The sequence below is a fragment of the Micromonospora lupini genome (assembly GCF_026342015.1).
GTDB lineage: Bacteria > Actinomycetota > Actinomycetes > Mycobacteriales > Micromonosporaceae > Micromonospora > Micromonospora lupini_B.
In genome coordinates, this window is the sequence record NZ_JAPENL010000002.1 from 63,652 (window position 1) to 77,992 (window position 14,341).

General features: G+C 73.1%; 11 protein-coding genes, 1 tRNA gene and 2 pseudogenes. 6 read left to right on the plus strand and 8 right to left on the minus strand.

Annotated features, from left to right (window positions below; translation table 11 throughout):
• Window positions 1-2: 2 nt before the first annotated feature.
• Window positions 3-1,148 carry a M48 family metallopeptidase gene (locus tag OOJ91_RS15055; RefSeq protein ID WP_266245552.1) on the minus strand — a complete coding sequence of 382 codons (1,146 nt, stop codon included), beginning with the start codon at window positions 1,146-1,148 and terminating at the stop codon, window positions 3-5.
• Between the two features lie 68 nt (window positions 1,149-1,216).
• Complete coding sequence (locus OOJ91_RS15060) at window positions 1,217-1,903, minus strand: uridine kinase family protein (RefSeq protein ID WP_439117068.1); 687 nt, start codon at window positions 1,901-1,903, stop codon at window positions 1,217-1,219.
• Between the two features lie 365 nt (window positions 1,904-2,268).
• On the opposite strand from OOJ91_RS15060, the gene OOJ91_RS15065 reads away from it, so the two are divergent.
• Window positions 2,269-2,670, plus strand: coding sequence for a rhodanese-like domain-containing protein (locus OOJ91_RS15065; protein WP_266249700.1), 402 nt, complete (start codon window positions 2,269-2,271; stop codon window positions 2,668-2,670).
• 335 nt (window positions 2,671-3,005) lie between these two features.
• On the opposite strand, the gene OOJ91_RS15070 is transcribed toward OOJ91_RS15065, so the two are convergent.
• From OOJ91_RS15070 to OOJ91_RS15080, 3 genes and pseudogenes are all read right to left on the minus strand, one after another.
• A complete protein-coding gene (locus OOJ91_RS15070; protein WP_266245553.1) occupies window positions 3,006-4,547 on the minus strand; it encodes a cobyric acid synthase in 1,542 nt (513 codons plus the stop codon).
• 314 nt (window positions 4,548-4,861) lie between these two features.
• Window positions 4,862-5,914 (minus strand): annotated as a pseudogene (locus OOJ91_RS15075) (cobalamin biosynthesis protein); the annotation flags it as partial.
• 314 nt (window positions 5,915-6,228) lie between these two features.
• A complete protein-coding gene (locus OOJ91_RS15080; RefSeq protein ID WP_266245555.1) occupies window positions 6,229-7,005 on the minus strand; it encodes a single-stranded DNA-binding protein in 777 nt (258 codons plus the stop codon).
• Between the two features lie 305 nt (window positions 7,006-7,310).
• Between OOJ91_RS15080 and OOJ91_RS15085 the strand changes: the two genes are divergently transcribed.
• Both OOJ91_RS15085 and OOJ91_RS15090 read left to right on the plus strand, forming a co-directional pair.
• Window positions 7,311-7,727: an HPF/RaiA family ribosome-associated protein gene (locus OOJ91_RS15085; protein ID WP_266245557.1), complete on the plus strand. Its 417-nt coding sequence runs from the start codon at window positions 7,311-7,313 to the stop codon at window positions 7,725-7,727.
• A 123-nt stretch (window positions 7,728-7,850) separates the two neighbouring features.
• A pseudogene (locus tag OOJ91_RS15090) lies at window positions 7,851-8,828 on the plus strand (alpha/beta hydrolase); the annotation flags it as partial.
• A gap of 254 nt (window positions 8,829-9,082) precedes the next feature.
• Here OOJ91_RS15090 and OOJ91_RS15095 read toward each other — a convergent pair.
• Window positions 9,083-9,778: a hypothetical protein gene (locus OOJ91_RS15095; RefSeq protein ID WP_266245559.1), complete on the minus strand. Its 696-nt coding sequence runs from the start codon at window positions 9,776-9,778 to the stop codon at window positions 9,083-9,085.
• 158 nt (window positions 9,779-9,936) lie between these two features.
• On the opposite strand from OOJ91_RS15095, the gene OOJ91_RS15100 reads away from it, so the two are divergent.
• Window positions 9,937-10,012, plus strand: a tRNA-Arg gene (locus OOJ91_RS15100).
• Between the two features lie 13 nt (window positions 10,013-10,025).
• Here OOJ91_RS15100 and OOJ91_RS15105 read toward each other — a convergent pair.
• Window positions 10,026-11,174, minus strand: a complete 1,149-nt coding sequence (locus tag OOJ91_RS15105) for an ankyrin repeat domain-containing protein (RefSeq protein WP_266245561.1) — start codon at window positions 11,172-11,174, stop codon at window positions 10,026-10,028.
• A 164-nt stretch (window positions 11,175-11,338) separates the two neighbouring features.
• Here OOJ91_RS15105 and OOJ91_RS15110 point away from each other — a divergent pair, with 164 nt between their 5' ends.
• Window positions 11,339-12,277, plus strand: coding sequence for an SMP-30/gluconolactonase/LRE family protein (locus OOJ91_RS15110; RefSeq protein ID WP_266245562.1), 939 nt, complete (start codon window positions 11,339-11,341; stop codon window positions 12,275-12,277).
• A gap of 259 nt (window positions 12,278-12,536) precedes the next feature.
• On the opposite strand, the gene OOJ91_RS15115 is transcribed toward OOJ91_RS15110, so the two are convergent.
• Window positions 12,537-13,106, minus strand: coding sequence for a TetR/AcrR family transcriptional regulator (locus OOJ91_RS15115; RefSeq protein ID WP_266245563.1), 570 nt, complete (start codon window positions 13,104-13,106; stop codon window positions 12,537-12,539).
• A 96-nt stretch (window positions 13,107-13,202) separates the two neighbouring features.
• Between OOJ91_RS15115 and OOJ91_RS15120 the strand changes: the two genes are divergently transcribed.
• Window positions 13,203-14,126, plus strand: a complete 924-nt coding sequence (locus OOJ91_RS15120) for an oxidoreductase (RefSeq protein WP_266245564.1) — start codon at window positions 13,203-13,205, stop codon at window positions 14,124-14,126.
• Window positions 14,127-14,341 lie beyond the last annotated feature (215 nt).

Consider the following 14,341-nt stretch of genomic DNA (forward strand, 5'->3'; position numbering starts at 1 on the left):
CCTTACCCAGGCGTGCCGGCCGAGCCCGTACCGTCACCGTCGCCCGCCGGGCCGGAACCCGTCCGCGCGCCCGGGGCGGCCCGACCGGCGCGGTGCGCGCGGCCGGCGGCCTCGGTGGCGGCGTCCATCCAGGAGCGGGCCCGGCCGGCCGTGCCGCCCACCCACTCGCCGACGTCGCTCGCGCCGTCGCCGAGGCGGCGCAGCAACCCGACAAGCGGGTCGGTGGAGCTGCTGAACTCCTCCCGGTACGACTCGGCGGCGGCCTTGATCTCCTCGGAGACGCTTGTCGTGGCGTCGTCGTCGCGGCGCGGATAGTCCCCGGCCAGCACCCGCCCGTACGCCCCGGAGTCGATCCACTGCCGCAGCTGCGCCGCCCGCGCCACAGGCGTCGGGTGGGTGCTCCACGCCGTCATCCGGATCTTGTGCAGGCTGTCGCGCAGGTCGCCACCACCGGCGTACTCGGCTGCCTGCTCCAGGAAGGCTGTCGTGTCGATCTGCGACAGGTCGCCGCCGCCCGCGAGCTTCATGAGCAGCCGCAGCGCGGCGGCCGGGTCCTGCCCGGCGAGCAGGCCGGCCCGGTCGGCGGACAGCTCCGCCTTGCGCCACCACTCAAGCATCGCCGCGATGATCGCCCGCAGGGCGAACGCCCCCACCGGCAGCCAGCTCAGGTTGGCCGCCCACCGGGTGAGGATCATGAGCATCGTCTTGTAGACCGCGTGCCCGCTGCCCACGTGCCCCAACTCGTGGCCGAGCAGGCAGCGCAGCTCGTCCTCGTCGAGCTGCTGCACGCACGCGGAGTTCAGCACGATGAACGGCCGGTCCAGGCCGACGGCCTCGGCGCCCAGCCAGGGCGACTGCGTCACGTACAGCTCGGGCAGCTTCGCCACGTCGAGCACCGCCGCGGCCTCGGTGTAGCGCTGCCACACCGCCGGATACTGCCGGTGATCGACGCGGATGCCGGACGCCAGCACGGAGAGCCGGAAACCCCGCTCGTTCCACATGCCGAAGAACGCCCGCACCACGTCGTCGAAGCCACGCAGCTCACGCAGCGCGACCAGGGCGCCCCGGTCGGCCGGATGCTCCCAGGCCCGCGAGCTGATGCCGGTGAGGGTGGTGCGGCGCCGCGCTGGCGCGTCCGCTGCCGTCATGATGGGTTCCCCGTTCGCCGTGACTCCTCGCATCGTGCCGCAGCGGTCGGCCGGCGTCCATGCCCCGGTCAGCGGACCCGCACGTAGTACCGGGACGCGTCGAGCGGCAGCGTCGGCGCGCCGTCGACCACCAGGTCGGCTCGCGCGGCGGTGTCGTCGGCGGCGAAGTGCGCCAGCTCCCCGGCATGCCAGCGACGCAGCTCGGGCAGGATCTCCGGCCCGTCCCGCTGGACCGCACGGGTCAGCCGCAGCGGCGCGGGCGCGGTGACGAAGACGGCGAGGGTCAGCTCCGGCCGGACCACGGCACGGGCCGCGCTGACCCCCTCCACGATCAGCACCGGCGTCATCGGCACCGGCACCGGGCGGGGCAGGAAGCACCGCCGCACCCAGCTGTAGCGCCGATAGGCCCCCGGCTGTCGTCGGCGCAGCGGGGCCAACACGTCGGCATCGAGACGAGGCCAGAAGGTGAGCTGGTCGTCCCAGCCGTCGAGCAGGTCGTCCGTGTGCACCACCGGCGGACGCCCGCCGGGCAACGCCGCCAGGGCGTCCGCGAGGTGCGCGGCGAACCGGCTCTTGCCCGCGCCGCTCGGCCCGTCGACCGCGACGAGCCGGGTCCGCCCCAACCGCGCCGGGCCCGCGAGCACCCGACGTGCCAACTCGGTGTACGCCTCGACGACCACCACCGCCGGCACCCGCGCGGCGGATCGCCCGGTCGGCCGGCCGACGTCCATCCCCTCGTCCCCGCCCTGCTCCACGCCCTCGTCCCTGCCCCCGGCACGCGCCGTCAGGCCCACGCCACTGCCGGCCCTTCTGGGCAAGCCCCTGGTGACGAGTCCGCGCACGACCGAAGTATGCCCCGCACACGCCCCGGTGGCGGGAGGTCACCGCCCAGATCGACTCGGGTTCCTTGATACCGGCGTGTCCCTGCGGCCAGGACACCCCGACATCAGGGAACCCGAGTTGATCACGCCGGTTTCAACTGGGTGACACGTCCGGCTGACGCCCCGGGTCGGTCATTCTCACGTCCGGGGGATTTGGTGCGGCGACGGGTGACGGGCGGCCCGTTCGACGCGCGGGCCGATACCCGAGTCGGCATGATCGGGTGGTGCTCCGAGACGTGATGAGCCCCGGCATTGACGCCCTGCTCGAACAGGCCCGCGCCGGGCTGCACCGATTGACTCCACAGCAGACCGTCGAGGCGGTCCGCGGTGGCGCTCTGCTTGTCGACACCCGTACCGACACGCAACGCCGCGAACAGGGTGACCTGCCCGGGGCGGTCGTCATCGACCGCACGGTGCTGGAATGGCGGCTCGATCCGGCCAGCGCCTGGCGCATCCCGGAGGCCACCGCCTACGACCGGGAGATCGTGGTGGTGTGCCGCCAGGGCTACAGCTCCAGCCTGGCCGCCGCCAGCCTTCAGACCCTCGGCCTGCGCCGGGCCACCGACATGATCGGCGGCGTCGACGCGTGGCTGGCCGCCGGCCTGCCCACCACGGACCGCCCCGCCGACATCCGGCTCTGAACCCCGGCCCTGAGCCGCCCTGCTCCGCGTCGGCCACGCCCCGCAGCTGGAGGTCGCCCCGCAACCGCAGGTCTGCGCGGCACGTCTGCCCGCGCCGCCGGAGATCACGCTGAAACGTGGATGTAGTGGCATCCCGGTTTCGTCGACACCACAACTTCATTGATCGAGCACGATCTTGCGGCGCCGCACAGCGCACGGCCACACGCACAGCGCACGGCCACACGCTCAGCGCACGCCCTACGCTCAGCGCGCAGCCACAGGCGGATCACGCGCGCTCGCGCGGTCCAGTGGCATCCCACGGATCGTGTGCGATCTCGCGGCCCCCCGGGTCAGGCTCAGGTCGGCGGGGCGCCGGGTGGGATGAAGGGGAGACCTGGGGGTGGGCCGCTCTCGATGAGGCGCCAGAGGGCGTCGGTGTCCAGGTGCTCCTCGACGAGGTCGCCGAGCAGGTCGAGCGAGCCTTCCCGGGCGGCGGCGAAGCTGGTGGCCGGCGCGACCCGGAACCCGCTGCGCCCGGCCAGCCGGGCCGCCTCGGTGAGGAACCAGCGGCGGAACCCGTCGGACTCGAACGCCCCGTGCCAGTGCGTACCGTGCACCGCGCCGAGCACCGCGCCCTCACCGCTGCCGTCTGCCCCCGTCAGCAACGGGGTCAGGGCCGGGTCGGTCTGCGAGACGTACCCGTGGTGGATCTCGTAGCCGCGGACCGCCACGTCGCCGGGGCCGGTGCCGACCGACTGCCGGACGGTCTTGCGGGGATCGAAGGTGATCTCGATGGGCAGCAGGCCGAGCCCGGGCACGCTGCCCTGCCGGCTCTCGACCGGGTCGTGGATGGCCCGGCTGAGCATCTGGAAGCCGCCGCAGAGGCCGAGCAGCGGCTTGCCGGCTGCCACGTGTCTGGTCACCGCGTCGGCGAGGCCGGTCTCGCGTAGCCAGGCGAGGTCCGCGACTGTCGACTTCGAGCCGGGCAGGACGATCAGGTCGGCGGCGGCCAGTTCGGCCGGTTCGACGGTGAGGCGTACGCGCACGCCCGGCTCGGTGGCGAGAGCCTCCACGTCGGTGGCGTTGCTGATGCGGGGTAGCCGGACGACGGCCACGTCCAACCAGTCGGTGCCGTGCGGAGCGGCGGGGCGGCCGAGCACCCGGCCGTAGGCCAGCGAGTCCTCCGCGTCGAGCCAGAGGTCGAGCGACCAGGGCAGCACCCCGTACGTGGGACGGCCGGTCACGTGGCGCAGCATGTCCAGCCCGGGCTGGAGCAGACCGAGGTCGCCGCGGAACTTGTTGATCACGAAGCCGGCGATGAGCGCCTGGTCGGCCGGGTCGAGCAGGGCCACCGTGCCGAACATCGAGGCGAAGACGCCACCCCGGTCGATGTCGCCGACCACGATCGCGGGCAGGTCGGCGTGCCGCGCCAGCCCCATGTTCACGTAGTCCCCGGCCCGCAGGTTGATCTCCGCCGGGCTCCCGGCGCCCTCGCAGATCACCACGTCGTACGCGGCCCGCAGCTCGGCAAGCGCCGTGTACGCGGTCTCGGCGAGCTGGGGCCGCAACTGTCGGAAGGTGCCGGCGGTGATCGTGTCGACAGCCGTACCGAGGAGGACCACCTGGCTGGCCAGATCACTGCCGGGCTTGAGCAGCACCGGATTGAAGCGCAGGTCCGGGGCGAGCCCGCTGGCGGCGGCCTGCATGGCCTGGGCGCGGCCGATCTCACCGCCGCGGCCGTCCGGCCCGACCACGACGGCCGAGTTGTTCGACATGTTCTGCGCCTTGAACGGCGCCACCTTCACGCCCTGCCGGTGCAGCCACCGGCAGATGCCGGCGGTGAGCACGCTCTTGCCGGCGTCGGAGGTGGTGCCGGCGACCAGCAGCCCGCCGCTCATCGCCCGTTCACCCGCCCCGCCGCGCCCCGGACCAGGCCACGCCCCGACCCGGCTCCGCAGGTCAGCAGGCCGCCTCGCCGCCCAGCCATCCGCAAGCCACCCCCGTCGTTGGCCCCGCCGGACAGCAGGCCACCCACAGACTGGGCACCGCCGGACAGCAGGCCACCCACAGACTGGGCACCGCCGGACAGCAGGCCCCCCACAGACTGGGCACCGCCGGACAGCAGGCCCCCCACAGACTGGGCACCGCCGGACAGCAGGCCACCGACGGACCCGTCCCTGCCGGACAGCAGGCCGCCCCCGGGCCCGAGGGCGACGGCCCGCAGGCTGCGGCGGGCGACGGCGCCGGCCAGGCGGCCGACCGTCACCGGGTACGCGGCCGCCAACCCGAGTGCGGCCAGGCCGACAGCGCCGGAGATGCGGGCCGCCCGCTTGAGGTGTCGTGCCTCGGGACGGGGGCCGTCGCCAAGGAACGGGCGGACCTCGGAGCGCCCGAAGTACATGTTGCGGCCACCGAGGCGGACACCGAGCGCGCCGGCCATCGCCGCTTCGCACTGGCCGGCGTTGGGGCTCGGGTGATCGTTGCGGTCCCGTCGCCACACCCGCCAGGCCCGCTCCCGGTCGCCGTTCGCGACCGGCGCGACGGCGATGGTGAGGAGCCCGGTCAGCCGGGACGGCACCAGGTTGAGCAGGTCGTCCAGCCGGGCGGCTGGGGTGCCGAACCGTGCGTAGCGCTCCGATCGGTGGCCGACCATGGCGTCGAGGGTGTTCGCGGCGCGATAACCCAGCAGACCGGGCAGGCCGGCGACAGCGCCCCAGAGCAGCGGCGCGACCACCGCGTCGGAGGTGTTCTCCGCGACCGACTCGACTGTCGCTCGGGCCAACTCCGACTCGTCAAGCGTCGAGGGGTCCCGGCCGCAGAGGTTGCCGAGGCGTCGTCGGGCGGCGGGCAGGTCACCGTCACGAAGCGTTCGACCCATGACGGCGGCCTCGTGTCGGAGCGTACGACCGCCCAGCACGGTCCAGGTGCCGGCGGCGACGAGCACCGCGCGGCTCACCGGCCGGTGTCGGGTGGCCGCTGCCGCCACCGCCCCGAGCACGACGGGCCCACCGACGGCCAGCGCCGTGAACACCGCGCCGGCGGTCCGGTCCGGCCGATGCAGGCGACGCTCCAGAGCGCCCGCCACCTGGCCGAAACCGGCGACCGGATGCCACCGGCGAGGGTCGCCGAGCAGCCTGTCCAGCGCGTAACCGGCCAGCAGGCCCACCGCGTTCGCCACAGGTGCTGTCCGTCGCACGCGTACCACCCCCCGGCCGGCCAGCCTAGACGAGCACCCGGTACGCCGGCCGCGACCGCCGTGTTCCATCGACGTCACCTCCGCCTGCTCCCGTCACGCGGGGTGACGACGCCGATCGCGTCGCCACCCCGCCCCCGTCGTACCGCCCGTGCACACCGTCGTGCACGGCGTCCTCAGGCAGCCAAGCCGCCGCCCGACTGCCACCGGCCGGTACCGACCTCAGGCAGCCAGGCCGCCGCCCTGCCCGTCGGCAGCCCGAACTGCCGCCCGTCCCGGCCGACCGGACCGAACTGCCGCCCATCCCGGCCGACCGGACCGAACTGCCGCCCATCCCGGCCGACCGGGCCAAACTGCCGCCCGTCCCGGCCGACCGCGCCGAACTGTCACGCCGGCTGCGGGACCCGCCCCCGGCCGCGCCGGCCCCGACCGGACTGCGGAACCTCCGGCCGGCCCTCGTCGGACACCGGCCCCAACTCGTCGTCGGGGTCGCCCTCCGGGTCGGAGTCGTCCGCGCTCACCGCGAGGGTCAGCTCGTCGTCGACGGCCACGCGCCCTTCTCCGCCGCCGACAGAGAAGCCGTCGTCGAGGGAGTCACCGCCGAGGGAGGCGTGGTCGAGCGGGCCGTGGTCCAGCGGGTTGGTACGCAGCGAGCCGTACTCCGGCAGCTCGAAATCGTCGTCGAGCGGGCGGTCGTCGAGCAGTACCGGCGCCTGGTCGTCGGGCACCGGTTCGGTGGGTTCGCCGTGTACGCGGCTCTCGGTGGCCCCGTCCTCGACGATGCTCGTGGTCGTGGTCGGCCGGTTGCGCAGGAAGCGGGCACGCCCCCGGGACAGGTCGTGGCCGACGGCGACCGCCTCCAGCTCGTAGAGCGTGCGGTGGTTACCGGCGTCGTCGGTCCAGTCGCGGGTGTAGAGCCGGCCGCAGACCACCACCGGGTCGCCGACCATCACCGAGGCGGCCACGCCCTCGGCCAGCTTGCGCCAGCAGTTGACGCGGACGCGCAGCGAGTTGCCGTCGACCCACCGACCGGTGTCGCGGTCGAGCCGGCGGGCGGTGGAGGCGACCTTGAAGTTGGCCACCAGGGTGTTGCTCTGGGTCGTACGCCGCCACTCGGGCGCCGTCAGAATATTGCCGACAATCGTGACGTACGTGTCGAACATCGTCCCTCCAGGGGGTCCGGGGTCTGCCAGCGCGAGTCGACTCGACACCGAGCATCGACACCGGGTGCGCCCATCGCGAGCGCCCATCTCCAACCTGTGGATGACGAGGCCATCTGTGGACAACGCCCTGATCACACCCCCGCTGTGGTACGGCCGACCCAGCTGTCCGAGCGCCGACGGTTCCGGAGCCGTCCGAACTGGGTATGGATTTGATCAACGCACCACCGACAAGCTCCACGTCGACGAGAGGTCAGCGCCATGATGATCACTACTTTCGGCTCCGCAACCGTTTCCGAGGTGCGGCGATGAGCGCCGTGGCGAACCCGGCGACCGTGGCCGAGTGCCTGCGGGTGGGCGCGGGGTTCTCCCAGGGCGACCGCAACTGGATCGCCGAGCAGTTCGCCACCCTCGACGCCCGGCTGGCCGGTTTTCACGCCGACGCCACCGAGCTGGAGGTCTCGGTGAAGGACCGGGAGGCGCGGGGTCAGAAGGTCACCCTGGAGTGCTGGATCGCCGGCCGACAGAAGATCGTCACCACCTCCGGCGAGGAGGACCTGCACGCCGCCCTCAACGACGTCCGCGACGACCTGCGCAGGCGGCTCAACGACGCCAAGACCCGGCAGGAGCCCCGGCACAACAAGCACCTGCGGGAGGTCCCCCAGCCGCAGGGCGAGGTCGACGAGTCCGAGGACCCGGCGCGCGCCGACGCGGAAACGGCGTAACCCACGCCCCGCCCCCGCGGTCCCGCACTGTCGGCTCCCGCCGGAAAGTGCAGGATCGCGGGGCAGCGGGCGGGCGCCGACCGGGGCTACCGCCGGGTAGGTCGGCGGCGTAGCGTCGCGTTCGTGGAACCGGACGTGTTGGGACCGCCGTACGAGCGGCAGACGATCGACCTGGGCACCGACGACGAAGGCCCCGTCGTCGCGACACTGGTCCGGCGGCGGGCCGAGCGCCCCACCGGGCGGGCGGTGCTCTACGTGCACGGCTTCGTCGACTACTTCTTCCAGACCCACCTCGCCGACTTCTTCGCCGAGCGTGGCTGGGACTTCTACGCGCTCGACCTGCGCAAGTACGGCCGTAGCCTGCTCGCGCACCAGACGCCGAACTTCTGCCGCGACATCAGCGACTACTTCCCCGAGCTGGACGCCGCCGCCGAGATCATCCGCTCCGACGACGGCCACGACACCCTGCTGGCGATGGGCCACTCCACCGGCGGCCTGATCCTCTCGCTCTGGGCGGACGCCCGCCGCGACGCCGGCACCGTCGACGGCCTGGTCCTCAACAGCCCCTTCTTCGACCTCAACGCCCCCTGGGCGGTCCGTCGACCCCTCGCGGCCGCCGTCTCCCGACTGGGCCGCAGGGCGCCGCACCGCATCCTGCCGTTCGGCCTGGGCACTGTGTACGGCGAGAGCCTGCACGCCGACCACCGCGGCGAGTGGACCTATGACCTGGCGTGGAAGCCGCTGGCCGGGTTCCCGGTGCGGGCCGGCTGGCTGAACGCGATCCGGGCCGGTCAACGCCGGCTGCGCGCCGGCCTGGACATCCCGGTGCCGGTGCTGTTGGCCTGCTCGACCCGCTCCTTCCGGGGCACCAGGTGGCACGACAACGCGACAGTGGCCGACGCGGTGTTGGACGTCGAGCACATGGTCCGCTACGCGCCCCGCCTCGGCCGGCACGTCACAGTGGCCCGCTTCGACGGCGGGTTGCACGACCTCACGCTCTCCGGCCCCGCCGTCCGCAAGAAGGTCTTCGACGAGGTCGGCAGGTGGGCCGAGGCGTTCCTGGCCGCCGGCCCCACCGCCCCGGCCGACCCCGCAACGACCGAGGCGAAGCCGATCGACCCCGTCCCGACCGGCGACGTCCCGACCGGCGACGTCCCGACCGGCGACGGCCCCCGGGTGCCAGGCAGCCGGCAGCCGACGGCCGGTCGCGCCGAGGCGACGCCCGTCGGCGACTGACACCCGCCGAGCCCGCCCCGAGCCGAGGCGGACCGGCTGGCCGGCCCGCCGCAGGGTCGTCGCCGCAGGTCACCGACGCGTCCGAGCGGGCTGGCGGGAGCCGAGCGGCGGTCCGCGGCTCAGGCGTCGCCGGGTGTGGCCGGGAGGACGGCCCGGATCCGGTCGAAGGTCGCGATCGGGTGACCGTCGATGCCGGGCAGCACCAGGCCCAGGCAGTACAGCGCCACCTCCCCGGCAGCGTCGGGCTGCACGACGAAGACTGGCGCCCCGACGTACCCCGCTGGCAGCTCGCTGGTGATCCGCACGTCGTCCCCGTCGCGGACCACGCGCTCGATCCCCACCTCCAGGGGGCGCGAGTCGTCCTCGCGTACCCCATGGGCCAGCACGAAAGCGGAACTGGCGTCGGGGCCGAGGCCCGCGACGGCCTCGGGCCCGGCGGCGATCGTGGCCGGGACCGGCTGCACCCGCCACCGCCAGCCGCCGTCGCCGGCGTAGCGGTGCAGGCCGGCGGTCGGCAGCACGGCGACCCCGTCGCCCGGAAAGCGGGCCCATCCAGGCACGATCTCGCTCTCCGCGACGACCTTCGGCGCGACGCCGGCCGGCTCGGTGACGCTCGCCCGCAGGCCCAGCTCACCGCCCGGAGCGCCGACCAGGTCGGCCGCCGTCAGCAGCGCCTCCCCCACCGGGTCGTCGCCGTCCTGGAAGAAGAAGGCGGTGCCGTGGGCGTCGGCCGTACGGTACGGCAGGATGGCGCGGCCGACGACCTGGCACAGCTCGTAGGCGACGCCGCTCTCGGCGTCGGGGTCCAGCAACACCAGCCGAGGGTACGGGCCGCCGCGTGGTCGACCTGCGGGAACCCGGATGCCGGTCGCCCTGCCTTCGTGAGACCCTGCTCGACGACGCGGACGGGGGCACCCTTTACCCCGGCGTGCCCGGGGTCGGCGGTACCCTTCTGGCGCGACATCCACGCCGCGCGCCCGTAGCTCAGCGGATAGAGCAGGGGACTTCTAATCCCAAGGTCGTAGGTTCGAACCCTACCGGGCGCACCACCGTCGTCGCAGGTCAGCGCAGCTGGGCATTGAGTTCGTCAAGCGCATCGTGGACATACTCCTGCCCGAGACCGTCCGGCAGCGTGACACGGACCGCGTAGGCGAGTTCCACGAATGCCCGCCGAACCGTGTACAGCTCCGCGTCGGTCAGCTCGATGCGGTGCCACGACGCCCTGGGCGCCTTGGCCGGCTCGTCGACGAGCCTTCGGGCGACGGTCTGGGCGAGCGCGTACGGGCTGCCGGTCCGCGCGTCCCACTCGTTCTCGCCCAACTCCTCCACCGCGCACGCGACAACCTGCCCCCAGCGGCGGAACTCCGCCGGATCGCCGCGCAGCTCATAGCCGGTGGGATGCAGTCGCACGGCCGTACGGGCGATCGGTACGTCGTCCAGGCCGACGCTCACCTCGCCGAGTTCGAACTGAACGCCCTGCCGCTGCCAACCCCGCGCGATCTCCAGCGCTCCCACGGGGTCGGCACCGGCCAGCAGCAGCGCATGGCTCACGGCCCGCTCGTCCCGTTCGATGGCGTGCATGAGCGCGGTGTGCCCGTTGCCGTCGACCACGTTCGGATCGGCGCCCGCGGTCAGCAGCACGTCGACGGCGGCGTGGTCACCGCGCCGAGCGGCGAGGATGAGCGTCGGAGTGCCGTCGGAGCGCCGCGAGTTCGGATCGGCGCCGTGGCTGAGCAGGATGCGGATCGCGGCGGGCGCGACCGAATCCAGCACCGCCTGCACGATCGGGGCCTCCTCGCCGTGCCCGGCACCGGCACCGAGGTCCAGCAGGTAGCGCAGGATCTCCAACGCCGCGGGCTGGGGCCGGTGCCGGGTGGCGGCGATCGCGGCGGCGAGAAGGCTGCCACGGTCGGCGCCCTCGACCTCAAGGGCGCCACGATCGACGAGGAGCCGGACGACGTCGAGATGACCGTTGCGCACCGCCGACCGCAGCGGCGACTCGTACTGCGGCCTCCTCGCCCGCAGCGACGCCCCCGCGTCCACCAGCAACCAAGCGATTTCCAGGTGCCCCGCACTCGCCGCCTCGGACAGCACGGTCCCCGTGTAAGGGCTGGCGGCGGAGTCGGGGGCGGCGCCGTCTGCGAGCGCTTTCACCACGGCCGCCGGATCGGCCGCTTGGACGGCCGCAACAAGCTCTGCATCACGATCCACGACGACGACCCTATGTGGCGCGTGTCGGGAGGACAGTTCGATAACCGTGCGCGGCATGGCAGCGCGCACAACCTCAACCCATCGACGGTCGTACAGTGGGGAACGTCCTGGCCCCAGTGATCGTGGCGGGCGTGTCCCCCTCTGCCCCGCCCGGAAGGAGCACAGTGAACCGACCCCTCAGGTCCGCGCTCGGCGTCGCCCTGACCGCCGCCCTCCTGACCTCCGTCGCCGTCGCGCCCGCCTGGGCACACGCCGGGGGCCGACCGCCGGCAGTCGTCGATCTGCCGGACGGATTCCAGCCCGAGGGCATCGCCACCGCCGGCCGCTACGCGTACTTCGGCTCCCGCGCGACTGGCGAGATCTACCGCGCCGACCTGGTGACCGGCCGGGGCACGACGATCAGCGCACCCACCGGCACCCCGTCGCTCGGCCTCAAGATCGACCCGCGCGGCCGGTTGTTCGTCGCCGGCGGCACGGCCGGTGACGCTCGCGTGCTCGACACCCGCACGGGCGAGGTGCTGGCGCGCTACCAGTTCGCCACCGCCCCGACGTTCGTCAACGACGTCGTCCTGACCCGCGACGCCGCGTACTTCACCGACTCCAACCGGCCGGTGCTCTACCGACTGCCGCTCGGTCGTGGTGGCGCGCTGCCGCCCGCCGACGGCTTCACGACCATCGCGCTGACCGGCGCGTACGAGCAGGTCGGCACCGGCGTGAACATCAACGGCATCGTCGCCACACCGGACGGCAGGGCGCTGATCGTCGTCCAGTCCAACACGGGCACGCTGTTCCGGGTCGACCCGGCGACCGGCGCGACCACAGTCGTGGCCGTGCCCGGCTACACCTTCACCAACGGCGACGGCCTCCTCCTGCTCGGCCGCACCCTCTACGTCGTGCAGAACAGCCTCAACCAGATCGCGGTGGCCACGCTGAACCGCACCGGCACCGCCGGAACGGTCACCGGCACGATCACCGACCCGGAATTCGACGTGCCCACCACGGTTGCCAAGGCGTTGGGGCGGCTCTACCTGCCCAACGGCCGCTTCACCACGCCACCGACTCCGACCACGCCGTACACGGCCGTCGCGGTCCGCCCCCGCTGAGGCCCAGGCGATGAGGTAGGCCGGCGGGTCGCTGGACGCCCCTTCGTTCACGTCCCGCCGGCCGGGACCTAGCTGCCGCTCGCGCCGCTGGGGCTGCCCGCCGTGTCGATGTGCTGTTGAGCGGTATACCTCAGAGGTATGAATATGACTCTGAGGTATACCGCTGACGACCGCATCCGCCCCCACGGAGGTGACCGAGGGGCACCGCCGGCCTGGCCAACCTGCTCGGCACGGCCAGGGCAGGTCGCTGACGGGCTGGTCAGGTGGCGCGCAGACCGTCGCAGACCACGGCGATGACGCGGTCGCGGGCACCGGTGTCGGTCGGGTCGGCCTCCCGCGCGAGGCAGCCGCTCATCAGGGCTTTCACGTCGGCGAAGGTGATTTCATCCCGCACCGCGCCCGCCTGTTGGGCGGCCTTCAGCAGGGCGTGCAGTCGACCTGACACGTCGCTGCCGGCCTCGACGGCAGCCGACTCGATGTCGAATCCGGCACCGGCAAGTGACTCGGCCAAACCACGGTGGTCGGTGCCCTCGTGGATGAGTTCGGCGAAGAAGGTGAAGAACGCCGTCCCCGGCTCCTCCGTCGCCGCCAGGGCGTCCGCCCGCGCGGTGAGCACCGCCATGCGATCCAGCAGGACGGCCGCGAACAGGGATTCCTTCGTCGGGAAGTGGCGGCTGACCGTGCCGGTGCCCACCCCGGCACGTCGCGCGATCTCGTGGACCGGCACGGAAAGCCCTTCGGTGGCGAATGCATCCGCAGCCGCTCGCAGCACCAACGCTCGATTGCGCCGGGCGTCGGCGCGCGGTGCCCGCGCAGGCTTGCCCGTCATCGAGTTCATCTCCTACCTGTTCAAACGGGATGGCCGTCCCGTATATTCACTCCATCCGGGACGACGGTCCCGATTATAGGGATCGGGAGGGCCACCATGCCCAGATGGACCGCCGACGACGTCGGCGACCAGCATGGCCGCACCGTCGTCATCACAGGCGCCAACAGCGGCATCGGGTACGAGACTGCCAGGGTGCTCGCAGCCCGGGGCGCCTCGGTCGTCCTGGCCTGCCGCGACCGTGACAGGGCCACCGCCGCGGCGGCAGCCCTGCCCGGCGGGGACGTCACCACGCTCGACCTCGACCTGGGCTCGCTCGCCTCGATCCGCCGCGCTGCGGACGAACTGCGATCGCGCCACGCTCGGCTGGACCTGCTCATCAACAACGCGGGACTGATGATGCCGCCGCTCGGCCACACCGAGGACGGGTTCGAACTCCAGATCGGGATCAACCACCTGGGCCACTTCGCCCTGACCGGGCTCCTTCTCGACCGGCTGCTCGCCACACCCGGCTCCCGCATCGTCACCGTCAGCAGCTCGGCGCACCGCCAGGGGCGTATCGACTTCGACGACCTCCAGTTCCGGCGCCGCCGCTACCGGCCGCCAACCGCCTACGGTCAGTCGAAACTCGCCAACATCCTTTTCACGTACGAACTCCAGCGCCGCCTCGTCGCGGCGAAGGCCCAGCCCATCGCGGTCGCTGTCGAACCCGGCATCGTCTCCACGGGCCTCCAACGCCACGTCACCGGCGGGATGGCCGTCGGTGTCGCGGTCGTCGGAAAGCTGATCGGCCAACCCACCGCCGCGGCCGGCGCGCTCGCCACCCTGCGCGCTGCCACCGACCCCACGGTCAAGGGCGCCGACTACTACGCCCCCGACGGTCGGTTGTTGAACGCATCGGGTCACCCGGTGCCGACCCGATCAAGCCCCGCGTCGCACGACGTCGACACCCAGCGTCGACTGTGGGCCGAGTCCGAGCGGCTGACCGCTGTGACGTACTCGTTCACGGGCGCGGCCGCATGATGCTCCGCTGGCTGCTCAGGATCACGGCGATCTACCTCGGCGTCCTGGGTGCCGCCGCACTGCTCGTCCCGCAGGCCGCGTCATCCGGCCTGGGCCAACAGTTGACGCCGTTCGACGTGTTCGCGAACGTTCGCGCGGCATCAGTGTCGAGAGTCGGGATCCGCCAGACGTCTCCGCGGCAGCTACCTGGCCGGCCGGCGACGGCGAACGGTGGG

Coding starts and splice junctions, on each gene's coding strand:
- OOJ91_RS15080 (WP_266245555.1), bottom strand. CDS start 7,005: ATGTTCGACACGTACGTCACGATTGTCGGCAATATTCTGACGGCGCCC.
- OOJ91_RS15085 (WP_266245557.1), top strand. CDS start 7,311: ATGAGCGCCGTGGCGAACCCGGCGACCGTGGCCGAGTGCCTGCGGGTG.
- OOJ91_RS15120 (WP_266245564.1), top strand. CDS start 13,203: ATGCCCAGATGGACCGCCGACGACGTCGGCGACCAGCATGGCCGCACC.
- OOJ91_RS15115 (WP_266245563.1), bottom strand. CDS start 13,106: ATGACGGGCAAGCCTGCGCGGGCACCGCGCGCCGACGCCCGGCGCAAT.
- OOJ91_RS15055 (WP_266245552.1), bottom strand. CDS start 1,148: ATGACGGCAGCGGACGCGCCAGCGCGGCGCCGCACCACCCTCACCGGC.
- OOJ91_RS15070 (WP_266245553.1), bottom strand. CDS start 4,547: ATGAGCGGCGGGCTGCTGGTCGCCGGCACCACCTCCGACGCCGGCAAG.
- OOJ91_RS15065 (WP_266249700.1), top strand. CDS start 2,269: ATGAGCCCCGGCATTGACGCCCTGCTCGAACAGGCCCGCGCCGGGCTG.